Source organism: Micromonospora sp. NBC_00898 (genome assembly GCF_045207895.1).
In the GTDB taxonomy this organism is placed as follows: Bacteria; Actinomycetota; Actinomycetes; order Mycobacteriales; family Micromonosporaceae; genus Micromonospora.
On record NZ_CP108775.1, the window covers coordinates 804,092 to 828,614 of the forward strand.

Consider the following 24,523-nt stretch of genomic DNA (forward strand, 5'->3'; position numbering starts at 1 on the left):
GTCGTGCCGCTGACGTTCCCCTCGCACCTGGCTCCGGTGCTGCCGCTGAAGCTGTGGCGTCCGCACTGGTTCGACGGGGTGGCGCTGGCCACGGGCGCGGTGTCGCCCGACGTCTGCTACCTGTTCACCGGCACCCGGTTCAGTCTCGGGCCGCGCACCCACACGCTGGGCGGCCTGCTCTGGTGGTGCCTGCCGGTGGCGCTCGGCTACGCCTGGGTCGTCCGCCGGACGATCGCCGGGATCGCGGTGCATCTGCCCGGCCAGCGCGCCTTCGGCTGGCGCGACCACGCCGCGCTGGCCGGCGTCCGGCATTCCTGGCAGGTCACCGTCAGCTCGGCGCTGATCGGCGCGGCCAGCCATGTCGCCTGGGACCGGGTCACCCACACCGACCGCTGGCTGCGCGCCCTCGGCGTCGACTGGTACGCGCTCACCGGCATGTACTGGTGGATCTTCGCCGACCTGATCAGTACGGCGGTCGGCGCCGCGGTCGTGGTCGGCCTGGCGCTGCGCGCGGCCCGCCGGCATGAGATCTTTGACGGCGTACGACCGCCGGCGCCACCGGCCCTACCCACGGTGTTCTGGGGCGTGGCGTTGGCTGTCACGGCCGCCGGCGCGGCGGTGCTGCCGGTGCTGCCGGACGCGACGACGCCGGCCCCGGCCGGTGTGCGGATGCTGCATCTGGGTGCGCTCGCGCTGATCGCCGGCGGCGTGGCGGCCGGTCGATCCGAGGCGCGACGGGCCGCTGGGCGGACCGGTCGCTCCGTGGACGAACAGCGTCGATTCGGCTGACCCTGTTACGCCGACATGCCGTATTTCAACGTTGGTATCAATCACATTCTGCCGGCGCCGCAAAAGCTTGTCCGGCCTGCGGCGGGATGCCTAACCTGAGCCCGCGTTCACGGCTCTTCGGGGTGAGTCGGGACGCGCCGAAGTCCGGTAGTTGGGCACCGTGGAGCTGAGTGCATGCGGGCCGGCTCGCCGTGTTGAGCCCGGCGTGGGCGGCGTGCCACGCCCGCCGCGCTCGCAACGGCGAATTCCGCTACCACGCCGGACGGCTGGGGGTCAGGACCGGGGAGTTGCGGACCCGGTCCTGACCCGTCCCCCAGGCGGGCTGCCATGATCAGCGGCATGATGGCGGAATCCCGTAGCCACGAACCGGTCTCCGACCGGGCGTACCTGCTGACCGCGCTGCCAGTCGACACCACCCAGGTCGTCATCGTGACCTCCGACGACTGGCACACCAGCCACGCCACCCTGGAAACCCTGGTCAGGACGGGCGGCCGGTGGGAGCGGGTGTCCGAGCTGCCCGCCCGGATCGGCCGCGACGGTTTCAGCGATCAGCATGTGGAGGGGGTGCCCACCACGCCTACCGGCGTCTTCGCCTTCGGACCGACGATGTACGGCATCTCGCCGGACCCGGGCGTCCGCTACCCGTATCACCGGGTCGTGCCGGACGACTGGTGGAACGCCGCCCCCGAATCGCCGGCGTACAACACCTTCCAGCACACCGACCGCAATCCCGGCGGGGAGAGCGAGGCGCTCTGGCGGGAGGCCCCGGCCTACACCCACCTCGCGGTGATCACGTACAACATGCCGCCGACCGTCCCGGCTCCGGTGCCGTACGCGGGCAGCGGCATCTTCCTCCACGAGTACTCCAGACCCGGTGGCAACGTCACCGCCGGCTGCATGAGCCTCGCCCACGAGGACCTCGTCGGAGTGCTGTGCTGGCTCGACCCGGCCGCGTCGCCGCGTATCGTCCTCGCCCCCCGGCAGCGGCTCGGCTGCGGCTGAACCTCGGCCGCCGGCCGCGTTTCCGGTGCTCAGCGCCGCCTCCCTGGAGCAAACCTAGGAAGTAGCTGAGAGATATCCGGCTGAGTATCGCTCGCTTCTAGCCTTCACCCGTCGTGTCTCCAAGGGACCGGAGGGTAACGGGTGAAGAGGCGATCACGAGGACCCCTGATCGGGGGCCTGGCGCTGGCCATGGTGGCCACGCTGGGCGGGATGGAGGTCCTACCGGACCGGAATCCCGCCCGTACCGAGCACGCGGCCAGCGCGAAGGACGACGAGGGTGGGCTGCTGTCCCGACTCGGCGATGCCGCTCGTGAACTGGTGAACGGTGGACGGGGCAAGGCGAAGCCCGAGGTGATCAGCGCGGGTCTGGCCCGGGACGAGAAGCCGCTGGCGGGCCGGAAGTGGCCGGCGCAGAAGCGGGTCCGGGAGTTGACCGGCAAGCGGACGGCGAACAGCCGGGTCTACCAGCTGTCGGACGGGCGGACGCAGGCGGAGATCTCGGCGGTGCCGCTGCACTACCGGGACGCCCAGGGCCGGTACCAGGCCATCGACACCACGGTCCGTCCGACCACCGGCAAGGGCTACGTGCAGGGCAACCGCACGAACTCTTTCACCAGCCTGTTCGGGGACAGCTCGGCGGATCTGGTGCGGTTCGAGGCCGACGGCCGCAGCATCGAGCTGGGCCTGGCCGGCGCGGCGAAGGCGACCACGCCGAAGGTGTCCGGTTCGACGGTCACCTACGCCGGCCTCGCGGGTGGCGCGGACGTGGTCTACGACGTGACCAGCACGGCGTTGAAGGAGAAGATCGTGCTGCGGCGGGCGCCGGGTGGGGCGGCGTCGTACACGTTCACCCTGGACACCGTCGGGCTGACCGCGCAGCCGCGGGAGGACGGTTCGATCGCGTTCGTCGGCAAGGATGGCGGCGCACCGGTGTTCGTGATGCCGGCGCCGTTCATGTACGACGCCAAGGACGACAAGGCGTCGCCGCACGGCAAGGTGTGGAGCGACAAGGTCACCCAGAAGGTGACCCAGTCCGGCGCCACCTCGACGATCACCATCACCGCCGACACCGGCTGGCTGGCCGACCCGGCCCGGGTCTACCCGGTGGTGATCGACCCGACCATCAAGGTCCAGCCGGTCCCGACCGACGCCCAGGACGTGGCGATCTACTCGGGCGCGACCACCACCAACTACAACGACACCTACCAGCTGAAGGTCGGCACCGACGCCAGCCAGTCCTGGCGGTCGCTGGTCAGGTTCGACGTCAGCTCGATCCCGGCCAGCACGCCGATCGACGACGCGCAGCTGCAGATGTACTACTCCCAGACCCACTACGCCTGGGGCTTCGACGTCGCGATGGAGGCCCGGCGGGTCACCCAGCCGTGGAGCGAGAGCACGGCGAACTGGTCGAACACCAACGCCAACATCGCCGCCCAGCCGGCCGGCAACATGGTGACGCAGGACGACGGCGACGCGGGCACCTCGGTCAGCGGCACCTGGTCCTACTCCGGGAACACCGCGCTGACGCCGCTGGCGATCAACGGTGACTACCGCTACAACAACGACACCACGACCGGGAACACCCACACCTGGACGCCGACGATCACCGAGGCCGGTGACTACCAGGTCGAGGTCCACTTCGTCTCCGAGAGCGACCGGCCGACGAACGCGCCGTACACGGTCTACTTCAACGGCGGGTCGAAGGCCTACAGCGTCGACCAGACCGGCAGCGGGCTCGGGGAGTGGAAGACCCTCGGCGCGCACCCGTTCGCGGCCGGCACCACCGGCAAGGTGGTCCTCGGCGACGTCTCCGGCAAGTCGGTGATCGCGGATGCGGTCCGCTTCACCCGCTGGGGCGTGACGACCAAGAAGTCGGCCGTCTCCAACGTCTGGAGCTCGTTCCCGGTCCGCAACGTGGTCCAGGACTGGGTCAACGGCACGTACACCAACAACGGCTTCATGGTGAAGGCGGTCGACGAGGCGAAGAAGGGCCGGGGCGGCCCGATCTTCGAGGCCTCCGAGTTCGCGTACAACAATGCCCGCCGGGACTTCAACCTGCCGAAGCTGGTCGTCACCTACGGCCGGCCGGGCGTGACGGTGAACCCGCCGACGACGATCACCTCGACCGGCGCCGTGCTGGACTGGCCGGCGTACGTCGACCCGTCGACGAGCACCGCGGACGACGCGGTCGAGTACCAGGTGCACCGCAGCATCTACCAGAACTTCACCCCGTCGTCGGCGACGTTGATCGCGCCGGTGTCGACCGCGACGCGGACGTACCAGGACACGACGGCGGTGCCGACGGCGGCGGACAACACCGACCCGATGGCGCGGAAGTTCTACTACTACATGGTCGCGGTGAAGACCCGCGACGGGCAGGTGATCGCGGGTCCGACGCAGCAGGCGATGCTGCCGAAGGCGGGTCAGATCACCCGGATCTACCGCACCGGTCAGACCGACACGACGCTGTCGGCGGCGTTGCCGACGACGAATGTGGACGTCTACGACGGTGACCCGTACGTCAGCCCGGGTAACAACTCGTCGTACTACGGCGACACCCGCGGTCTGGTCAAGTTCCCGACGCTGACCGGCATCCCCACGGATGCGAAGGTCGTGGACGCCGAGCTGCGGATGTACAACACGGGTCTCTACCCGGGCACCGACACCGATGAGTACGTCGACGTCTACAAGCTGAAGAAGGCGTTCAACGAGACCAAGGCGACCTGGAACACCTCGGACGGTGTGACGGCGTGGACGACGCCGGGCGGTGACTACGACACGACCTGGAAGGCGGGGTTCAACGGGTTCACCAATGACCCGGAGTGGGAGACCTGGGACGTCACGCCGGCGGCCGACGGCTGGGTGAAGAACCCTGCCAGCAACTACGGTCTGCTGCTGCGCCAGCGCGACGAGGTCAACCAGACCGCCCGGGCGATGCTGCTGTCCTCCGAGGGTGCCGAGCCGCTGCTGCGGCCGACGCTGGAGGTCACCTACCTCGAGCAGACCGCCGAGTCGACGTACTACGCGGCCTCCACGCCGGCGCTGGCGTCAGCGAACTCCACCTACACCGTTCCGGTGACGCTGTCGAACCCGACCCTGGCGGCGTGGAACCCGACCGACTGGGAGCTGAAGTACAGCTGGAAGCGGGCCGACGGGGTCACCGCCGGCACCGACGCCAGCTACGAGGTGGCGACCGCGCTGCCGAAGAGCGTCCCGGCCGGTGGCACGGTCGACATCGCCGCGCAGGTCAAGACCCCGCCGTCGTCGACGGAGGGGAACAAGCGCACCGACTACATCCTGCAGTGGGATCTGCGCAACAAGCTGACCGGTAAGAAGCTGTCGGAGACCACGCCGGCGATCCAGCCGCTGCCGCAGAACGTGGCGGTGGAGGAGCCGACCTCCGACCAGCTGGGCTTGGAGAAGTTCTACTCCTACGCCGGGAAGAACACCGGCGCCGGCGGCACCCTGATGAACAACCTCTACTCCGGCAACACCGTCTGGTCGTACAACGCGATCAACAACCCCTCTCGGGGTCTGTCGACGTTCGTGCGGATGTCCTACAACTCGCTGGACACCACCGACAGCGTCGCCGGGTACGGCTGGTCGTTGCAGGCCAGCTCGATGATGCGGCTCGGCACGCCGCTGGACTTCCACCCGAACCCGAACCCCACCAAGGTCACTATGACCGACGGTGACGGCACCAGCCACTGGTTCACCTGGGACGCCACCGCCAACGAGTGGAAGAGCCCCAAGGGCGTGCACCTCTACCTGCAGAAGTACAGCAGCGTGGAGTGCAAGCCCAACACCCAGGAGCGCAAGGCGTGGGTGCTCACCCGGCCGGACCGCACGCAGTTCTTCTACGACTGCGAGGGCTTCCTGTCGAGCATCGTCGACAACAACGGCAACGAGATGCTCTTCACCTACGAGGAGCGTAAGTCCAACAACAAGCCCACCAAGTTCCTGCGCTACATCACCGACCCGACCGGTCGGATCACCCTGACCATCGACTACTACGCCAAGGGTCAGACGTACGACTACATCGACGACACCACCTGGAACCGGGTGTCGGGTGCGACGAACCTGACCAACCCGAAGATCATCGACCACGTCTCGCAGATCACCGACATCTCGGGACGGAAGCTCACCTTCACCTACACCGACAAGGGTCTGCTCGGTGAGCTGATCGACGGCGCCGGCTCCACCAACGGGGCACCGAAGACGTTCAAGTTCGCCTACGACATGACCCAGGGCAACAAGAACGTCAAGCTGGTCAAGGTCACCGACCCGCGGGGCAACGCCAGCAGCCTGGTCTACAACTACCCGCAGGCCGGCGACGACCCGAAGTTCCACTGGACCACCAAGTCCTACACCGACCGGCTCGGCTACCTGACCCAGTTCGGGTACGTCGACCCGGACGGCCCGCAGGGCAACAACATCAACGCCACGGTCACCGACGCGGAGAACCACGCCACCGCGTACCTGCTGGACGGCTACGGTCGCACCTACCAGACGACCAACGCCAAGAACGAGGTCACCAAGCTCGGCTGGGACGACGACCACAACGTCATCCGGCTGGAGGAGGCCAACGGCGCCGTCGCCACCTGGACGTACGACCCGAAGACCGGCTACCCGACCGAGACGAAGGACGCGGAGGCGGTCAAGAACGGTACGCCGGGGACGGTGCTGACCTACCAGCGCCAGCTCAACGGCTACGTGGCCGAGGTCATCACCAAGACCAGCCCCGAGGGTCGCAAATGGACCTTCACCTACACCGGTGAAGGTGACATCGAGACCGTCACCGACCCGCTGGGCAACACGACGGCGACCGCCGGCGACTACACGAGCACCAACACCTACGACGAGTGGGGTCAGCTGCTCAGCGCCAAGGACGCCAACGGCAACACCACGGCGTACGGCCCCTTCCACGCGAGCGGTTACCCGACAACCATCACGGACGCGGGCACCGGCAAGTCGTACTTCACCTACGACGACCGGGGCAACGTCACCGAGGTCAAGAACGGCAAGAACGCCAAGGTGACCCAGGCGTACGACACCTTCGGGCGACCCACCACCAAGGTGGAGCCGATGGACGCGGCCAACAACCGCTACATCACCACCAAAGCCCCGGCGTACGACCTCAACGACAACATCACCACGGCGTACGCGGCCAACGGTGCGGTGTCGACCTCCGTCTACGACAAGGCGGACCAGGTCGTCGAGACCCTCGCGCCGACGGACGAGGCGACCGACCCGGAGCGGAAGACCACCACGACGTACGACAAGGTCGGTAACGTCCTGACCGTCACGGAGCCGCAGGGCAACCTGACCGCGACGGCCGGCGACTACACCACGACCACCAAGTACGACGCGATCTACCAGCCGATCGAGGCCACCAACGGTCTCGGCCAGAAGGTCACCTCGGAGTACGACAACGTCGGCAACGTCACGGTCCTGTACGACGCGAAGAAGACCGCCAGCGCGGCTGACGACTTCACCACGAAGTACGAGTACGACCTGAACCACCAGGTCGTGAAAACCACCGACGCGCTGGGCAAGTTCACCACCGCGCGGTACGACAAGGACGGCCTGACCCTCGGGTCCACCGACGCGGACGGCAACGAGTCGCTGGCGACGTACGACGCCCGCGGCGCGCTGGTCGAATCGAAGGTGCCGCACGACAAGGACGGCGCCGGCACCGTCACCTACCGCACCACGAAGTACGAGTACGACCAGGTCGGCAACCAGACGAAGGCGATCACCCCGCGCGGCGTGAACACCGACGAAGCCGTCGACGCCGACGACTTCGCCGTGGTGACCGTCTACGACGCGCTCAACCGCAAGAAGGAGGAGTGGTCGTCCTACGACAAGGACGACGGCCGCTACAACACGCCGGACAAGACCTTCTACACCTACGACGAGATCGGCAACCTGGCGAAGGTCAGCGCGCCCCCGTCGGACGGGCAGACGGTCCGTAACGACACCGAGTACAGCTACTACGACAACGGGTGGACCAGGACGTCCAAGGACCCGTGGGACATCGTCAACTCCTTCGACTACAACGACCTGGGCCAGCAGATCAAGAACACGCTGACCTCGGCCGGTGGGTCGACCACCCGGACGATGACCTGGGACTACTACCCGTCGGGCAACGAGAAGGGACGGTCGGAAGACGGCCTGCCGGTCGGCAAGGACGTGGTCCTGGTCGACAACACCGACTCGAACAACACCGCCGCCCAGGGCACCTGGACGAGCGGCGCCGCCACCGGGCAGTGGGGCTACGACGTGGCCACGGCGCCGGCGGGCAGCGGGTCGGCGCAGTTCAACTGGCAGCTGAACATCCCGCGGGACGGCAGCTACGAGGTGTTCGTCCGGCACCCGCAGGTCAGCGGCGCCGCGACGGACGCGAAGTTCACCATCACGTACAACGGTGGCAGCGTCACCAAGACGGTGAACCAGACGCAGAACACCGGCGCCTGGATCAGCCTGGGCAGCTACTCCTTCGTCGAGGACGGCGTCCAGAAGATCACGGTCACCGACCAGGCGACGGGCAAGGTGCTCGCCGACGCGGTCAAGCTGGTGCGCGACAACACCGCCGACGTCGACAACGAGAAGAAGGAGTTCACCTACCGGTACAACCCGAACGGCCTGATGGTCGAAGTCAAGGACCTGAGCCCGGGCGCGAAGATCGACCGGTACGACATCGCGTACGACGAGCTCAGCCAGATCTCCTCGGTCAAGGAGTACGCCGGGTCGACGCTGAAGAACACCACGGCGCTGACCTACGACGACAACGGCAACCCGCTCACCTCGACCCACGACCTGACCTGGTCGAAGATCGAGTACGACGAGCGGGACATGGTCGCCAAGGTGACCAACGCCGACTCGCCGACGGCCGGCAACCAGCAGATCTCGTCGTTCACCTACACCTCTCGCGGGCAGCTGCTCAAGCAGGCCAAGCCCAACGGCAACACGGTGGACCTCGAGTACTACCTCGACGGCGCCACGAAGCACCAGCTGGAGAAGACCTCCGGTGGGGCCACCGTCGCCGAGCACACGCTGGAGTACCAGGCCAACGGTCACCCGTCGCGGGACGTGCTCAAGTTGATGAACGCCGACAACTCGTCGGACTACATCGACAACACGTACGTCTTCAGCTACGACCCGCAGGACCGGATCGCCAAGCTCGACAAGACCGGTGACAGCAGCTCGACGGAGTCGTACACCTACGACGCCAACGGCAACACGGTCGCCCAGACCGTCGAGGGCGCGACGAGCACCAGCAGGTACGACCGGAACCGGCTGCACTCCACCACCTCCGGTGGCGTGACGTCGACGTACAACTACGACCCGTTGGGTCGCCTCGACACGGTGTCGATCGGTGGTCAGCGGGCGCAGAAGTACTACTACGACGGGTTCGACCGCACGGCGAAGACCACCGCGGGCATCGGTGCCACGGCCAAGTCGACGACCTACGCCTACGACCCGTTCGACCGGACGGTGTCGCAGACGGTGGGGTCGAAGACGACGGCCTTCACCTACCTGGGGATGGACAACCAGGTGCTGCGGGAGGAGGTCGCGGGCAAGGCGACCAAGTCCTACCAGTACGCGCCGTGGGGTCAGCAGCTCACCCAGATCAAGCACAAAGACGACGGGAGCCGGGAGTACTCGCAGTTCATCTACCGGCCGCGTGGTGACGTCGTCGGCATCACGAAGGAGGACGGCAAGACCCGGGCGACGTACGGCTACACGGCGTACGGCAAGGACGACGAGTCGCAGTTCACCGGCGTGGACAAGCCGGGTGCGACGCCGGAGGGCGAGGAGCCGTACAACGCGTTCCGGTTCAACGCCTCGCGGTGGGATGCGTCCTCGGGCACGTACGACATGGGCTTCCGCAACTATGACCCGGGCCTGAACCGGTTCCTGACGCGGGACTCCTATGGCGGTGCCCTGGCGGACATGGGTCTGGCGATGGACCCGTTCACCGGCAACCGGTACGCCTTCTCCGGCGGTAACCCGATCAGCTTCATCGAGCTGGACGGGCACCTGTTCGGGATGTCGTGGTCGGACATCGGCCACGCCGCCCTGGACGTCGCCGGCATGGTGCCGGTGATCGGTGAGGTCGCCGACGTCGCCAACGGCATCTGGTACGCCGCCGAGGGCAACTACGTCGACGCCGCCCTGTCTATGGCGTCCGCGATCCCGCTCGCGGGGAACGCGGTGGCCGCGGCCAAGCTAGCCAAGACCGGCAAGAAGATCGCCGACGGCATCGACACCGCTCGGGACCTGGAGAAGGCGGCCGAGAACGCCAAGGCCCTCGAGAACGGCGTCAATGCCACCACCGACGCCACCAGGGCGCCTACGACCACGCCAAAGCCCAAGGCTGACAAGCCAGCCGCGCCAGCGAAGTGCAACAGCTTCGTGCCGGGCACTAGGGTGCTCCTCGCCGACGGTGGAACCAAGGCGATCGAGGACCTGAAGGTCGGGGACCAGGTTCTCGGCACCGACGTCGAGTCGGGTGAGAACCAGGGCCGCACTGTCACCAACGTCCGCAGCCACGAGGGCAGCAAGACGCTGGTGACAATCACGATCGACGTGGACGGCAAGGACGGGTCGAAGACCGGCTCGATCACCTCAACCGCGGCGCACCTGATCTGGCTACCGGATGCTGGACAGTGGGTTACCGGCGGTGACCTCAAGCCCGGCATGTGGCTCCAGACCGCGGCCGGCACCTGGGTGCAGATCACCGCAGTCAGCCGCACCCTCCAACACGAACGGGTCCACAACCTCACCGTCGAGGGCATCCACACCTACTACGTCCTCGCCGGCGACAGCCCCGTCCTCGTCCACAACTGCCCCGGCAGCACGAACGAGGGCCTGGACGACCTGCCGACGCATCCGGACATCAACAAGTTTTACGTCAGGGCAGAAGAGTTGGTGAAGAACCGGGTTGAGACCCATCCCCTTAACCCGCACCAGATGGCCGGGGGTGACGTTGTCGGCCACGGTGGCGTTCGGAACCTGTCGAACGACGACCTAATCAAGCCTGGCGGGCCTCAGGGCAACGATCCGATCCGCGGAACTCGTGACTGGGCTCCGGGTGACTGTGGATGCTCTCCGGCGTCTAGGGTAGTCATTACCGGCGGGCACCACAGGACCGCTGAGATTGCTCGGAGAGTAACGGAAGGACGTATGGATCCGAAAACCCTCATCGAGTTCGTAATTTCGTCACCGTGATGATTGTCAAACTCATACCGATCGGTGGGCCGCAGCAGCTTCTTGCATATCTCTTTAAAAGGGATCTGCCAGAAGATGATCGGCTGTGGGTCTGCGTGCGAGCTGCTGGAGCGTCAGCGGACACCGGCTGGCTGGGCTGCTGGAGCAGTCAGAATCGGTGGATTGATGAGAGAGACCTTCAAGATTTTGTCGAAGAGTTTTGTGAACGGGTTAGGTTGGGAGGCAGGTCGGGACCTTATGGGATCTTCCTCGATGAACATTATTTCTTCGAGGGCTGGGATACCTGGGGCGTTGGAACACCTCTAGCGTTGGAAGGCCGCTACAAACAGCGAGAGATCATTGAAGCTGCTAGTACGGATCATCCGCTGAACTTGTTTGCCCGGACAGGCTAGGTAGAAAATCGAATAAGGGTTGAACGGTGGTGATGTGCCTGAGGGCGTGTCACCACCGTTACCCATGCGCCGACAGCGCGCGATGTCAGACGGCAGGCGCCGGGCGACGTACGGCTACACCGCGTACGGCAAGGACGACGAGTCGCAGCAACGGCGGCGGTGTTCGCATCCCTGCGGACACCACGCGTCACCCTGTTGAGAAGCCAGTTATCTGCCGGTATGGGGGCTGATCAGTGAGAACTTTCTGGGATCGGGAGATGGTGGATGGGGCCGAGCTGGTCGGTCGACTTTCGCCGAGTGGTCGGCTGGAGCTGACGCGACAGGTCCTCGACTGGACGATCGGGGCGCTGCCGGGCGGCGCTCGGGAGCTCCTGGACGGACGGCCTGGCGAGGTGGTCGCCGCTGCGATCAGCGACGTCCGCGCCGTGGCCGACGGGGCGGAACCGACGGAGGACGCGGGAGAGATCGAGGACGAGCTCCTCGAACTCTCCGACGAGGTCGAGCTCCAGCAGCTCTGGCAGCTCTTCAACGCCCTCTCCTACTGCGTCGGGCTCGACTCCCCCGAACTGGAGGCGGGCACGGTGCAGGAGACGATGTCCGCGTGCTACGACGTCATTCGCGACTGCGAGGACCTGCCCGAGTTTCCCGTCGGCACCGCGGAGGCGACGGTCCTGGCAGCGGAAAGGGCGAACGAGAACTGCATGCGGGCCATCAGCCGGCAGAAGGAGCTGGTCGGCGAGGCGTTACGTCGTGACGCCGGTGAGTGACTTCGACGCCTTCGAGTAACTGCTGAGGTGCACCCGTCCCGTCCAGGGGCCAGTGCACCGTCCCGCCAGCTCTGTCCGAACTCTTCACTTCACTCTCGGGCGCCACACCCTCAACGATGGCCTGTATCGAATTCACACGCCGGAATCTTCGGTGGCGTCGAACGACTTCTGCGCGCGGCTGATTCGCGGCTTCGCCGGACGGATGTACTGTTTCGGCTTCGACTGGCTCGGCCGGAACCTCGCTGTCGACCTCCGAGGCGGCGACGGAGAGGGACTTGTCGTCCTCGTGGAGCCGGGCGCGGGTGAACACTTCGAGAGTGAAGTCGAGCTGACGCCGTTCCACGACGAGGTTCTCGTGGTGGACCCGACCGGCCTCGCCGCCGGATTCTTCGACGAGTGGCGATCGGCGAACCCGGGCTTCGACAGGCTTGTCTTCGACCAGTGCGTCGGCTACAAGGTTCCGCTCTTCCTCGGGGGAGACGACGAGGTGCACAACCTCGAGGTCGTGCCCTACGACGTGTTGGGAGTTGTGCGTCCAGCTGCGCACGGGCAGTCGCCACATGCCGGCGGGTAACACCATCCAGAGGATCATCGTGGCCGACGATGTGGAGCACTGAGCCGCGGACGACACTGGTCGGTGCCCCGAGACTCGCCGTTCGGCTGGTCGGCGCCAGCCGGATCGCGGTTGAGACGAAGGTGGTGGGGATGTTGCCTGACCTGACTTTTCCGTTCGAAGTTGGTCCCTCGCTGTGGACCGGCCCCCCGCTGACCGAGGACATGGTCCGGCGGGCTGAGGAGACCCTCGGGGTTCGGTTGCCGCGGAGTTACGTGGAGCTCATGTATCGGCAGAACGGCGGTGTTCTGAAGAACAACTGCTGTCCCATGAGCTTCCGGACGTCGTGGGCTGCTGACCACTTCGGGGTGGACGTCATCATGGGCGTCGGATATGAGGAGGGGGTCGACGTCCAGTCCGCCAGCCTGATCTCCGAGTGGGGCTACCCGAATGTCGGGGTGGTGCTCGGTGTGACGCCTTCGGCGGGCCCTGACACCGTCATGCTGGACTATTCCGGGTCCGGGCCGGACGCGGAGCCGGCGGTTATATACGTCGACGAAGACAGAGTTCCCCGACGCGTCGCCGATTCGTTCGGGGATTTCATGAATGGCCTGGTTTCGTGCGAGGTCTATGAAGAGGACGGCGAAGGCCGGTGACGACCCGGGTCTGAACCGGCTGGCAGGATCACTCTCGGACGGTGGAGGGGACGTGGCCTGCAGAAGCGAGGTGGAAGCGTTCGCCCGGCTCGGGCCGTTGCCGGCCGAGGGGGACGACTCCGAGACCGACGAGCAGTTCGAGGAGCGGACGCGGCTGCTGCACGCGATCGGTTCGCCGGTGACCGACGAGGAGGCCCGGCTCCTGGCGTCGTGCTTCGGAGTCGACAACTGCTTCGGACTGGCCTGGACCTTGCTGCACCTGGCGGAGTCGGCGCCGTCGTCGGTGGCGACCGTCGCTCCGGCACCGGGTGCGAACCAGTGGCTGGTCCTGCTGTGGAACCGCCGTCGGAACGCCTCGGCCGATCAGGGTGCGATCGAGGTTCCCCCCGCCGGATGATCCGTCCGTAAGCGGCTGGACGCCCACAGGGCAGCCGTCACGGTGTGGCCTCCACCGTTCGGCTGGTGGGGATCTGCACTCGGGGTCGGGCCCGGTCGGTCGAGTGGATCACAGCTGTCGCTATACGGAGGTCGTGACGCACCGGAGTGGTACGCCCCTCAGCCGTCCGGCTCTTGGCGGAACTGCTGCGCCCGTGTGGACTGGTGCCGATCGCTGATGACCGTGTTTCCGCGAGCGGAATGCGGGGCAACAGGACCGGGCCCATCGGTGAGGTCGCCAACCGCTTCGGCTACCGTCCGTCACATGCGGCGGGAGCGCTTCCGGCTGCAATTCTGTTACATCGACACGCTGCCTTCTGGCATTGATGTTCGTCACACTCTCGCGCTGCGGATCTGCCTTGTTGTGCCCGCAAGCGCCCCCTTAGCCTGAGCGCGCTCGAGGTTCAACGGGGGAGCGGCGGGATGAAACTGCGGATTCGGCTTCTGGGCACTGTGGAGCTGTGCGTCGACGGCCAGGTCGCGACGCCAGGCGCAGCGAAGCGACGAGCGGTCCTCGCCGGCCTGGCGATCGAGGCGAACCGGCCCATCTCGCTGGACCGGCTGGCCGAGATGGTCTGGTCCGACGGCCCGCCGGCGTCCGCCGTGGCGAACCTGCGGTCCCACGCCGCGGTGCTGCGGCGCACCCTCGGCGACCGGCTGATCGCCCGCCCGAACGCGTACGAGCTGCGGCTGGCGCCGGACGAACTGGACGTGGCCGAGTTCCAGCGGCTGGCGGGGGAGGGGCGAGAGTTGCTGGCCACCGCCGAGCCCGCTGGCGCCATCGCCACGCTGACCGCCGCGCTGGCCTGCTGGCGTGGGGCCGCCGGCGACGGACTGCCCCGGGGGACCGCGTTGGACAACCGCTGGGCCAGCCTGGACGAGCAGCGGCTCCAGGTCTTCGAGGAGCTGGCCGAGGCGCGGCTGGCCGCCGGGCAGCACGGCCACCTGCTGCCCGAGCTGCGTGGGCACCTCGCCGCCCACCCGCTGCGCGAGCGGGCCTGGGGTCAGCTCATGCTCGCCCTCTACCGCTGCGGGGACGTGCCGGCCGCGCTCACCGTCTACCGGGACGCCCGCGCCGTCCTCGACGAGCAGCTCGGCATCGAGCCCGGCGAGGAACTGGCCACCCTGCACCGCGCCATGCTCGATCGGGCGCCGGAGCTGTCGTACGCCGCGCGGGTCGTCACCGCACCGACCCCGCCGCCCGCGCCCACTGTCGACCTGCGGCCCGCCGTCGGCTGGACGGTGCCCCGGGAGCTGCCGGCGGACCTGGTCACCTTCGTCGGGCGTACCCGGGAGACCGCCGACGTGGTGGCCACCGTGGGAGGCGCGCAGCCGACCGCGGTGGTCCTCACCGGGGCGGCCGGCAGCGGCAAGACCGCCCTCGCGGTGCGCGCCGCCCATGCCGTGGCCGGTGACTTCCCGGACGGGCAGGTCTTTGTCGACCTCGGCTACCAGCCCTCGGTGACGCCGGGTGAGGTGCTGGCCCGGGTGCTGCGCGCGCTCGGCGTCGCGCCCGCGGACGTCCCCGGCAACACCGACGAGCGGGCCGGCTGGTTCCGCTCGCTGGCCGCCGGTCGCCGGTTCCTGCTGGTCGTGGACGGGGTGACCCGGGCGGCGCAGGTGCGACCGCTGCTGCCGGCCGGGCCCGGCCCCGCCCTGATCGTCGTCGGTCAGCGGCGCCTCGGCAGTCTCGACGGCGTACGCCGGGTGGCGCTGCGCCCGCTGGGCGCCGGGCAGGCCCGCGACCTGCTGGCCGCGGTCGCCGGCCCGGAGCGACTGGCCGCGGATCCGGCCGCCACCGCCGAGCTGGTCCGGCTCTGCGCCGGTTCGGCGCTGGCACTGCGGATCGCCGGCACCCGCCTGGGCCGGTGGCCGGCCCTGCCGGTGGTTGCCCTGGTGACCCAGGTCGGCGACGGGCCGGACCGGTTGGACCTGCTGGCCTACGAGGACATGTCGGTGCGGGAGAGTCTGGCGACCGGGCTCGCCGCCGTCCGCTCCGACGACGAGGTCGCCGGCCGGTTGCTCGCGCTGCTCGGCGCCTCCCCCGACGCCCCGGCGAGGGTGGACCGGGCCGCCGCCCAGCTCGGCGTCACCGCCCATCGGGTACGACGGGCGCTGGAGGATCTGGCCGACGCGCACCTGGTGCAGTGGGAGGGACCCGCCGGTTACCGTCTGCCGGCGCTGGTCCGCGAGTACGCGGCCGAGCTGGCGGCCGTACCGTCCGCCCCGGCGCACCCGTTGACCGGCTGGCGGGTCGACCCGGTGGCCGCCTGACGCCGACAAATCCAGCCGACAGGGGACGAACGGCTCTGTCCACCGGCGTCCCCGCGGCGTCAGATGGAGTCATGGGAACTCAGCGCGTACCGCTGCTCGCCAGCCTGGTCGTGCTGCTCGCGGCGGCGGCCTGCGCGACCGACCGCGACGGCGCGACGTCCGCACCCTTGCCCACGCCCGGCGTGTCCACCACCGCGGCGCCGGCCACCACCCCGCCGTCCACCACCGCACCGCCCACCCCCGGGGCGCCTCCCGTCACCACGCCGAGCCGCGCCGCCGGCGACTGGCGGGTGACGTACGGCTGGGCTCTGCCCTCGACGCCGGCCCGGGTGACGCACGCCGTCCGGGTGCCGGTCACCCCGGCGCCCGGGGAGCCGCTGCCCGTCCTGGTGCAGATCCAGGTGGGTGACCACCCGGCGGAGGGGTTCAGCCGGATCACCTTCGCCTTCCGGGGTCCGACCCCGAGCTACCAGTTCGGCTACGTCGCCCGAGTGGAGTCCGACGGCAGCGGCGCCCCGGTCGACCTGCCCGGCACCGCCTACCTCTCGATCCGGTTCAACCCGGCCCAGGGGCACGACAGCAGCGGCCGCAGCACGGTGACCGCGCCCGCACGGACCATCGGCTACCCGACGCTGCGCGGCTGGGCCCCCGCCGGTGACTTCGAGGGGTACCTCAGCTTCGGCCTCGGCCTCCAGCCGCCGGCCGGCGGGCCGCTGCCGGTGCGGCTGGGGGAGTCCACCCGGCCCGACGGCACCCACGTCGTCTCGGTTGACGTGCGCCGCGGCTGAGCGGCCGGCAGCCGGAACGTACGGCGCCGACCGCGCCGGCCCGGTGGCCGGCGCGGTCGGGTGGGACCTGCCTCAGGAGACCTCGCCCCGGACGATTGCCACCGCCACCCGACAGAACTCGTCCATGTCGGGGTTGAAGCCGGCGGCGATGTCCGGGTGCAGGCCGGCGCGGGTCTCGTCGAGCAGCCGGCGGCAGACCTCCTCGACCGGCTCGCCCGCGTAGCTGGACCGGACCCGTTCGGTGGCCGCCTGCAGGGCCGAGGTCAGCTGATCCTCCAGCGGGCCGCGCAGCTTCTGCTGCACTGCATCGAGCCCGCTCGGGTCGAGCGTGACATGTGGCTCCGACATCGGCGCTCCCTTCATCGGCGTCCGCGGTACCCCACCGCGGCCGTCGGTCAAACCACGGTGGGTACGGCGGCCACCCGGACCTGGTACGAGAAGTCCTCCGCCGGTTCCTCGAGGTACGACAGCCGGCGGATCTGCCGGTCGTCGTCGTAGAGGGCGACGTCGACCAGGACGCCCAGGTGGGCCAGCCCGATGTTGGCCACCCGCTTCTTGTCCTGCAGCACCGCGCAGACCCCGCCCAGCAGAGTGCTGGCGTCGGAGGTGCGGTGCCCGGGCGGGCAGCGCAGGGTCAGGTCCACCTCGATCGGGCCGGCGAGCGGGGTCCAGCCGGTGCGCTGGGCGGCCGTGCAGGCCGCCTGGAGCAGGGCGCGAACTCGCGCCGCCTGCCGGTGCCCGGCGGCGAAGATGGACAGAGCCTCGGTCTTGACCGGGGGCAGGCCGCTCACCTCGAACGTCAGGGCGAGAGCGCGGGTGTCCTGCACGACAACCTCCTCGTTGGGGACGATCCTGCCCAACCGGTGAAGCGGCAGAGGGGGGTTCCCGCGATTACCAACCGATCGGACGGGTCGGGGGTCGGCCGGAGGCGTATCGACTTCGACGGCGACGCGCCGGCTGCGGAGCTACCGAAACGCTAGTGCACCGGGCGCACGCTGGGTAGTCTCGCCGTTCACTGGTTGGGACGTCGCGGAACCACCACTCGTTGCCATGCAGAGATCCGTCAGCTTCTCGGCGCTTGAGAGGCCGAGCTTGCAGATCATGATGCCGTGCTGGTGGCACGGGTCACGCCACGTTCGGCAGGCCGACTGCTGCCCAGCCCGCAACGCCGCGCGCGGCGATGTTGAGGGCTGTATTCACGTCGGCGTGCTCAGCGAAGCCGCACGACGTGCACCTGAAGGTGGATTGCTTGGGCCGGTTGGCCCTTGCCACGTGCCGGCAGAACGAGCATGCCTGTGACGTGTATGCCGGGTCGACGTGCACGAGTGCCACCCCAGCCTGCGCCGCCTTATAGGCGATGAACCGGCCGAGTTGATGGAACGCCCAGGAGTGCAGCGTAACTTGCCGTCACGGTAAATCAGATCTGATTCGCCTTGCCGATGGCCGGACAGAATCGAGTACTGGGCGTCGGAACATCCGAACCGGATGCCAGACTGTCGTCCAGCCGCGGTCCAGATCGATACGGTGTGGGCAAGTAGCTGCCATGACAGGCACCGATCGTCAAACGGTTGGGCCGAGTCACGGCGGAATCGGATCGGTGTCGACTCGACCGCTGCGCGTCGCTTCGATCCGGGCTTGCCGTAATTGCCAGCCCGGATGTTCGCTTCGAGGGTTGCGTACGCCCCGGCGACCTTCCGCGCGACGTGGATTGCGGGCTGCGCCGAAAGACCCATGCCCTTCAGCCGGGCGTAGGTGAGCCGCTGCACGGCGTGCTTGCTGGTCATGCGCATCCGGCGAGCCTCGGCGGCAGCAATGTTCGCGGCCTCGTTGCACAGGTTCAGCGTGGCCCGCAGCGCCGCCTCCTGAACGGCGTTCGGGTATAGCCGAACCGGCACAGCTATTTTCACGTAAGGGACCGTAATGACTGATGCCCGGCGCACAAGAACGCGCCCCCCAATGGCAGGACGCGTAGAGGCCCCTCGTCGCAACGACTACATCCGCCGCCGGTCGTGTGGCAGTTCGGTCTGAGGGGGCGAGGTGCTTAAGAGCGGGCAGTTGTCTGTCCCGTCGCACGGCGGTCAGGTTTCGCAGCGTCGCGGGTCGGGCACTGTTGGCGCACGAAACGCCCGGAGCCGAGTGGATTTGCCGCAACCAGCGCCCGGGCCGTCTCGCCGTGCGCCGGGGCGCGGGCACCCTCCCCGGCTCTCGCCGAAGGAAGGGGGAGGGCGATGACGACAGACCCCGAGGAGTCCGCGGACCGACGGCGGCCACGATTGCGCGTGGCGGCGGCGGCCGCCGCGCTGACGCTGGTGGCGCCGCTGGCGGCCTGCGGGTCCGGCGGTGACGGTGGTACGCCGACGATCAACCTGTACTACCCGCCGGAACAGAACCTGCAGAAGGTCGTCGACGACTGCACCGCGCAGGCCCAGGGACGGTACAAGATCGTCTACCGGGTGCTGCCGCGGCAGGCCGACGACCAGCGGGTGCAGCTGGTGCGCCGGCTGGCCGCGCAGGACAGCGGGATGGACGTGCTCGGCCTCGACGTCACCTGGACCCAGGAGTTCGCCAGCGCGGACTGGATCCGGGAGTGGACCGGCCAGGACAAGGCGGAGGTGGAGCAGGGCACCCTCACCGGGCCGCTGGACACCGCCCGCTACGAGGGCAAGCTCTACGCGGCGCCGAAGAACACCAACGTCCAGCTGCTCTGGTACCGCACCGACCTGGTGTCGCAGCCGCCGAAGACCTGGGACGAGATGATCTCGGCGGCCCAGCAGCTGAAGCAGCAGGGCAAGCCGTACCAGGTGCTCACCATGGGCGCCCAGTACGAGGGCCTGGTCGTCCTCTACAACACCCTGGCCGAGAGCGCCGGCGGGAAGATCCTCAGCGACGACGGCAAGAAGGCCGTGATGGACTCCGGCACCGTCCAGGCGCTCGACCAGCTCAAGAAGTTCGCCACGTCGGGCGTCACGTCGCCGTCCTTCAGCAACGCCACCGAGGACCCGGTCCGGCTGGAGTTCCAGTCCGGCTCGGGCGCCTTCCAGGTCAACTGGCCCTTCGTCTATCCGGCGATGCAGGAGGCCAACCCGGACCTGGCGAAGAAGGTCAAGTGGGCCCGGGTCCCCGGCATCGACGCGAACACCCCGGGCAAGGTCACCATCGGCGGCGTCAACATGGCCGTCAGCACCTACTCGAAGCACCCGACGGAGTCGTTCGAGGCGGCCCGGTGCATCCGCAACGCGAAGAACCAGAAGTTCTCGGCGGTCAACGACGGCGTGCCGCCGACCATCGAGCAGGTCTACGACGACCCGGAGATGGCCAAGGCGTACCCGATGAAGGACACCATCCTGGCGGAGCTGAGGGCGCCGGCGGTCCGCCCGCTGACCCCCGCCTACCAGAGCATCTCCACGGTGATGTCGGCGATCCTGTCGCCGCCGTCCGGCATCCGGCCCGAGCAGACCGCGAACGAGCTGCGGGACGCCATCGCCGACGCCCTCGAGTCCAAGGGGGTCCTCCCGTGAACAGGCGAATCCACCGCGACCGTCGACCGGAGGTGACGGCATGAGCAGCAACGCCACCCCCACCGGCAGCGAGGTCGCCGCCGAGGCCGAACGGTCCACCGGGCGGCACGCGGCGGTGCCCACCCAGCGGGCCGGCCGACGGGCGAAGGCACCGCTGAGCGAGAACAAGCGGGCCGAGCGCCGGCTCGGCTGGCTGCTGTGCGCGCCGGCAGCGCTGGTCATGGTGCTGGTGACCGCGTACCCGATCATCTACTCGGTCTGGCTGTCACTGCAGCGCTTCGACCTGCGCTTCCCCGACCAGCGTGAGTTCATCGGGCTGGAGAACTACGCAACCGTGCTGACTAACCAGTTCTGGTGGACGGCGTTCGGGGTCACCGCGCTGATCACCGTGGTCACCGTCGCGGTCGAGCTGGTACTCGGCATGGGCCTCGCGCTGATCATGCACCGCACGCTGGTCGGCCGGGGCATCGTCCGCACCGCAGCGCTGATCCCGTACGGCATCGTCACGGTCGTCGCCGCGTTCTCCTGGCGGTACGCCTGGACGCCCGGCACCGGCTACCTGGCGAACGTCTTCGACGGCAGCGCGCCGCTGACCGAGCGGGCCAGCTCGCTGGCGATCATCATGCTGGCGGAGATCTGGAAGACCACGCCGTTCATGGCGCTGCTGCTGATGGCCGGCCTGGCCCTGGTCCCGGAGGACCTGCTCAAGGCCGCCTCCACCGACGGGGCGACCTCCTGGCAGCGGTTCACCAAGGTGATGCTGCCGGTGATGAAGCCGGCGATCCTGGTCGCCCTGCTGTTCCGCACGCTGGACGCGTTCCGGGTCTTCGACAACATCTTCGTGCTCACCGCCGGCGGCAACGAGACCTCGTCGGTGTCGATGCTCGCCTACAACAACCTGATCCGGGGTTTGAACCTCGGCATCGGCTCGACGATGTCGGTGCTGATCTTCATCACCGTGGCGATCATCGCCTTCGTCTTCGTGAAGCTGTTCGGTACCGCTGCCCCGGGCAGCGACGACGGGGAGAGGCGCTGAGAATGGCAGTCGAAACCACCACGCGGGCGAAGCTGCGCTGGGGTCTGCTGGACGTCATCGTCGTCGTCTTCGCGCTGATCCCGGTGCTCTGGATCGCCTCGCTGTCGTTCAAGACCCCGGCCACCCTCACCGACGGGAAGTTCTGGCCGCGCGAGTGGACGCTGGACAACTACCGGACGATCTTCGACACCGACCAGTTCGTCCGCGCGCTGGCCAACTCGATCGGCATCGCGCTGATCGCCACGCTGATCGCGGTGGTGCTCGGCGCGATGGCCGCGTACGCGATCTCCCGGCTGGACTTCCCGGGCAAGAAGCTGCTGGTCGGGGTCTCCCTGCTGATCGCGATGTTCCCGCAGGTGTCGCTGGTGTCGCCGCTGTTCGAGATCGAGCGTCAGCTCGGCCTCTTCGACACCTGGCCGGGGCTGATCCTGCCGTACATCACCTTCGCGCTGCCGCTGGCGATCTACACGCTGTCGGCGTTCTTCAAGCAGATCCCGTGGGACCTGGAGAAGGCGGCGAAGATGGACGGCGCCACCCAGGGCCAGGCGTTCCGGCGGGTCATCGCCCCGCTGGCCGCGCCCGGGCTGTTCACCACGGCGATCCTGGTCTTCATCTTCTGCTGGAACGACTTCCTGTTCGCGATCTCGCTGACCTCCACCGAGCGGTCCCGCACGGTGCCGGTGGCGCTGTCGTTCTTCACCGGCGAGTCGCAGTTCGAGGACCCCACCGGGGCGATCTGCGCGGCCGCCGTGGTGATCACCATTCCGATCATCCTGTTCGTGCTCTTCTTCCAGCGCCGCATCGTCTCCGGTCTGACCTCCGGCGCAGTCAAGGGATAGGTGGTAACAGTGGCTGACATCGTGCTGGACAAGGTGAGCAAGCGGTTCCCGGACGGAACCGTCGCGGTGCAGGACGTCGACCTGGAGATCGCCGACGGCGAGTTCGTGATCCTGGTCGGCCCGTCGGGCTGCGGGAAGTCCACCACCCTCAACATGATCGCCGGGCTGGAGGACATCAGCTCCGGCGAGCTGCGCATCGCGGGGGAGCGGGTCAACGACAAGGCGCCCCGGGACCGGGACATCGCCATGGTGTTCCAGTCGTACGCGCTCTACCCGAACATGACCGTCCGGGAGAACATGGCCTTCCCGCTGCGGCTGGCGAAGCTGGACAAGTCGACCATAGACGCCAAGGTCGACGAGGCGGCGAAGGTGCTGGAGCTGACCCCGCTGCTGGACCGCAAGCCGGCCAACCTCTCCGGCGGCCAGCGCCAGCGGGTGGCGATGGGCCGGGCGATCGTCCGGCAGCCCAAGGCCTTCCTGATGGACGAGCCGCTGTCCAACCTGGACGCCAAGCTGCGGGTGCAGATGCGCACGGTGGTGTCCCGCCTGCAGAAGCAGCTCGGCACCACCACCGTCTACGTGACCCACGACCAGACCGAGGCGATGACCCTCGGCGACCGAGTGGTCATCATGCGGGGCGGGGCGGTGCAGCAGGTCGGCCCGCCCCAGGAGCTGTACGACCACCCGCGCAACCTCTTCGTCGCCGGCTTCATCGGCTCCCCGTCGATGAACTTCCTGCACGCCGCGGTGGAGGACGGACGCCTGCGTACCGCGCTGGGTGACGTGCCGATCGGCGAGCGGGTACGCCGCCAGCTCGACGGCGCCGACGCCCCGCGCGAGCTGATCCTCGGCATCCGCCCCGAACACTTCGAGGACGCCGAGCTGATCGACGAGGAGACCCGCCGCCGGGGCATGGAGTTCGAGGCGCCGGTGGACATCGTCGAGTCGATGGGCTCCGACAAGTACGTCTACTTCACCGTCGAGGGGGAGCGGGCCACCGCCGCCGAGCTGGAGGAACTGGCCGCCGACGCCGGCGCCGCCGACTTCGCCGGCACCGGCGCCAGCCTGGTCACCCGGCTCTCCGCCGAGTCGGCGGCGCGGGAGGGGGAGAGCCGGCGGGTCTGGTTCAACCTGGACAAGATCCACCTGTTCGAGCCGTCCACCGGCCGGAACCTCACCCTGCACGAGGGCCGGGCGGCCGGCGCGCTCGCGGACTGACCGATGCGAACGGGGGCCGGTGACAGCAGCCGCCCGCCCCCGTTCGCATCGAGGGGTCAGGGGTTCAAAAAACCCCTCAGCTCCACCCCAGGTCAAAGGCCGTTTCCGCTACAGAGGTTGAAAGGCTGACGTCTGTCGGCGTGCCTGCGTGATCTGGGTCGATGGGTTCGGTAGTGCCGGGGTGATGAGGTATCCGGCTGGTGGTGGGATGAACGCGGCGGCCTGGACGCGGAGGGAGGCGATCCGGCAGCAGGCCGCCCTGACCCACTGGGCAGCCCGGCCGCGCTGTGGTCAGTTTCCTTTCACGCAGAACTCGTTGCCGTCGGGATCGGCCAGCACGATGGCGCCGTCCTCACCGACCTCGAGCCGAGTGGCTCCGAGGGAGACCAGCCGGTCGACCTCCGCTTGCTGGTCGCCACCGGCCGGGGCGAGGTCGAAGCGCTGTCGGTTCCTCACCTCTTTCGGGGCCACGGGCGGGCCTCCCCACGCGACCTTTGTGCCGCCGTGCGGTGACTGGACCGCGGTCTCCTGGTCCTGGTCCCACACCAGCGGCCAGCCCAGCGCCTCGCTCCAGAAGAGGCCGACCTCCCGGGTGCCGTCGCAGGCGAGCTCCCCGAGCAGGCCGCACCCGGCGAGGAAGGCGTTGCCCGGCTCGATCACGCAGAACTCGTTGCCCTCGGGGTCGGCCAGGACGACGTGCTCCTCCTCGGGGCGCTGCCCGACGTCGAGGTGGCCGGCGCCGAGCCCCAGCGCCGTCGCCACCGTGTGCTGCTGGTCGGCGCGGCTGGCGCTGGTCAGGTGAAGGTGCATGCGGTTCGGCCCCACCTTCTCCGCGCGGCTCGGGACGAACCGGAGGCTGAGCTGGGTGTCCTCGCCAGGCAGGAGCGCACCACCGGCGTCCTCGACGACCGCCCGGCCGAGCACGCCGGCCCAGAACTGCGCCAGGCGAGCCGCGTCGTGCGCATCGAAGGTCACCGTCAGCATTCGCGAGAGCATCACCGCACGGTAGACACGGGCCAGCA

General features: G+C 68.6%; 18 protein-coding genes. 14 read left to right on the forward strand and 4 right to left on the reverse strand.

The genetic code is table 11. The annotated features are described in order from the left end of the window. The first annotated feature begins 3 nt into the window (after nt 1-3). The 10 genes from OG799_RS03790 to OG799_RS03835 all read left to right on the forward strand — a co-directional run bounded on the left by OG799_RS03790 (nt 4) and on the right by OG799_RS03835 (nt 16,890). Nucleotides 4-789 (forward strand): DUF4184 family protein, encoded by a 786-nt coding sequence (locus OG799_RS03790; RefSeq protein WP_406043127.1) that lies wholly within the window; start codon nt 4-6, stop codon nt 787-789. A 339-nt stretch (nt 790-1,128) separates the two neighbouring features. Beyond that, nucleotides 1,129-1,791, forward strand: a complete 663-nt coding sequence (locus OG799_RS03795) for a L,D-transpeptidase (protein WP_406043129.1) — start codon at nt 1,129-1,131, stop codon at nt 1,789-1,791. A 210-nt stretch (nt 1,792-2,001) separates the two neighbouring features. Then, nucleotides 2,002-11,025: a DNRLRE domain-containing protein gene (locus OG799_RS03800; RefSeq protein ID WP_406043131.1), complete on the forward strand. Its 9,024-nt coding sequence runs from the start codon at nt 2,002-2,004 to the stop codon at nt 11,023-11,025. After that, complete coding sequence (locus tag OG799_RS03805) at nt 11,025-11,417, forward strand: hypothetical protein (protein WP_406043133.1); 393 nt, start codon at nt 11,025-11,027, stop codon at nt 11,415-11,417. The genes OG799_RS03800 and OG799_RS03805 overlap by 1 nt, the downstream gene beginning before the upstream one ends. 257 nt (nt 11,418-11,674) lie before the next feature. Continuing rightward, the gene (locus tag OG799_RS03810) at nt 11,675-12,184 is read left to right on the forward strand and encodes a hypothetical protein (protein WP_406043135.1); all 510 of its coding nucleotides are present in this window, start codon (nt 11,675-11,677) and stop codon (nt 12,182-12,184) included. Between the two features lie 151 nt (nt 12,185-12,335). Beyond that, a complete protein-coding gene (locus OG799_RS03815; protein ID WP_406043137.1) occupies nt 12,336-12,758 on the forward strand; it encodes a hypothetical protein in 423 nt (140 codons plus the stop codon). A 29-nt stretch (nt 12,759-12,787) separates the two neighbouring features. After that, nucleotides 12,788-13,393 carry an SMI1/KNR4 family protein gene (locus OG799_RS03820; protein ID WP_406043139.1) on the forward strand — a complete coding sequence of 202 codons (606 nt, stop codon included), beginning with the start codon at nt 12,788-12,790 and terminating at the stop codon, nt 13,391-13,393. 52 nt (nt 13,394-13,445) lie between these two features. After that, nucleotides 13,446-13,790 carry a hypothetical protein gene (locus OG799_RS03825; RefSeq protein WP_406043141.1) on the forward strand — a complete coding sequence of 115 codons (345 nt, stop codon included), beginning with the start codon at nt 13,446-13,448 and terminating at the stop codon, nt 13,788-13,790. A 461-nt stretch (nt 13,791-14,251) separates the two neighbouring features. Further along, nucleotides 14,252-16,102, forward strand: a complete 1,851-nt coding sequence (locus OG799_RS03830; RefSeq protein WP_406043143.1) for a BTAD domain-containing putative transcriptional regulator — start codon at nt 14,252-14,254, stop codon at nt 16,100-16,102. A gap of 71 nt (nt 16,103-16,173) precedes the next feature. Then, on the forward strand, nt 16,174-16,890 hold the full coding sequence (locus OG799_RS03835; RefSeq protein WP_406043145.1) for a hypothetical protein: 717 nt from the start codon (nt 16,174-16,176) through the stop codon (nt 16,888-16,890). A gap of 72 nt (nt 16,891-16,962) precedes the next feature. On the opposite strand, the gene OG799_RS03840 is transcribed toward OG799_RS03835, so the two are convergent. The 3 genes from OG799_RS03840 to OG799_RS03850 form a co-directional block, all read right to left on the reverse strand. Next, complete coding sequence (locus OG799_RS03840) at nt 16,963-17,238, reverse strand: hypothetical protein (protein ID WP_406043147.1); 276 nt, start codon at nt 17,236-17,238, stop codon at nt 16,963-16,965. A gap of 47 nt (nt 17,239-17,285) precedes the next feature. Continuing rightward, a complete protein-coding gene (locus OG799_RS03845) occupies nt 17,286-17,717 on the reverse strand; it encodes a hypothetical protein (protein ID WP_406043149.1) in 432 nt (143 codons plus the stop codon). Nucleotides 17,718-18,015: 298 nt separating this feature from the next. Next, a complete protein-coding gene (locus tag OG799_RS03850) occupies nt 18,016-18,285 on the reverse strand; it encodes a zinc ribbon domain-containing protein (RefSeq protein WP_406046195.1) in 270 nt (89 codons plus the stop codon). 833 nt (nt 18,286-19,118) lie between these two features. On the opposite strand from OG799_RS03850, the gene OG799_RS03855 reads away from it, so the two are divergent. Genes OG799_RS03855 through OG799_RS03870 form a run of 4 tightly spaced genes read left to right on the forward strand, consistent with a single transcriptional unit; the run spans nt 19,119 to nt 23,501 of the window. Further along, nucleotides 19,119-20,408, forward strand: a complete 1,290-nt coding sequence (locus OG799_RS03855; protein ID WP_406043151.1) for an ABC transporter substrate-binding protein — start codon at nt 19,119-19,121, stop codon at nt 20,406-20,408. A 40-nt stretch (nt 20,409-20,448) separates the two neighbouring features. Continuing rightward, a complete protein-coding gene (locus OG799_RS03860) occupies nt 20,449-21,444 on the forward strand; it encodes a carbohydrate ABC transporter permease (RefSeq protein ID WP_406043153.1) in 996 nt (331 codons plus the stop codon). Between the two features lie 2 nt (nt 21,445-21,446). Further along, nucleotides 21,447-22,283, forward strand: coding sequence for a carbohydrate ABC transporter permease (locus OG799_RS03865; RefSeq protein ID WP_406043155.1), 837 nt, complete (start codon nt 21,447-21,449; stop codon nt 22,281-22,283). Between the two features lie 9 nt (nt 22,284-22,292). Beyond that, a complete protein-coding gene (locus OG799_RS03870) occupies nt 22,293-23,501 on the forward strand; it encodes an ABC transporter ATP-binding protein (RefSeq protein WP_406043157.1) in 1,209 nt (402 codons plus the stop codon). A gap of 291 nt (nt 23,502-23,792) precedes the next feature. Here OG799_RS03870 and OG799_RS03875 read toward each other — a convergent pair whose 3' ends face one another. Continuing rightward, on the reverse strand, nt 23,793-24,497 hold the full coding sequence (locus OG799_RS03875) for a VOC family protein (RefSeq protein ID WP_406043159.1): 705 nt from the start codon (nt 24,495-24,497) through the stop codon (nt 23,793-23,795). Nucleotides 24,498-24,523: the final 26 nt, after the last annotated feature.

What these genes read in the sequence shown, in the direction of transcription:
- OG799_RS03795 (WP_406043129.1), top strand. Translation starts at nt 1,129, where the DNA reads ATGATGGCGGAATCCCGTAGCCACGAACCGGTCTCCGACCGGGCGTAC.
- OG799_RS03800 (WP_406043131.1), top strand. Translation starts at nt 2,002, where the DNA reads ATGGAGGTCCTACCGGACCGGAATCCCGCCCGTACCGAGCACGCGGCC.
- OG799_RS03805 (WP_406043133.1), top strand. Translation starts at nt 11,025, where the DNA reads ATGATTGTCAAACTCATACCGATCGGTGGGCCGCAGCAGCTTCTTGCA.
- OG799_RS03810 (WP_406043135.1), top strand. Translation starts at nt 11,675, where the DNA reads ATGGTGGATGGGGCCGAGCTGGTCGGTCGACTTTCGCCGAGTGGTCGG.
- OG799_RS03820 (WP_406043139.1), top strand. Translation starts at nt 12,788, where the DNA reads ATGTGGAGCACTGAGCCGCGGACGACACTGGTCGGTGCCCCGAGACTC.
- OG799_RS03830 (WP_406043143.1), top strand. Translation starts at nt 14,252, where the DNA reads ATGAAACTGCGGATTCGGCTTCTGGGCACTGTGGAGCTGTGCGTCGAC.
- OG799_RS03835 (WP_406043145.1), top strand. Translation starts at nt 16,174, where the DNA reads ATGGGAACTCAGCGCGTACCGCTGCTCGCCAGCCTGGTCGTGCTGCTC.
- OG799_RS03840 (WP_406043147.1), bottom strand. Translation starts at nt 17,238, where the DNA reads ATGTCGGAGCCACATGTCACGCTCGACCCGAGCGGGCTCGATGCAGTG.
- OG799_RS03855 (WP_406043151.1), top strand. Translation starts at nt 19,119, where the DNA reads ATGACGACAGACCCCGAGGAGTCCGCGGACCGACGGCGGCCACGATTG.
- OG799_RS03860 (WP_406043153.1), top strand. Translation starts at nt 20,449, where the DNA reads ATGAGCAGCAACGCCACCCCCACCGGCAGCGAGGTCGCCGCCGAGGCC.
- OG799_RS03865 (WP_406043155.1), top strand. Translation starts at nt 21,447, where the DNA reads ATGGCAGTCGAAACCACCACGCGGGCGAAGCTGCGCTGGGGTCTGCTG.
- OG799_RS03875 (WP_406043159.1), bottom strand. Translation starts at nt 24,497, where the DNA reads ATGCTCTCGCGAATGCTGACGGTGACCTTCGATGCGCACGACGCGGCT.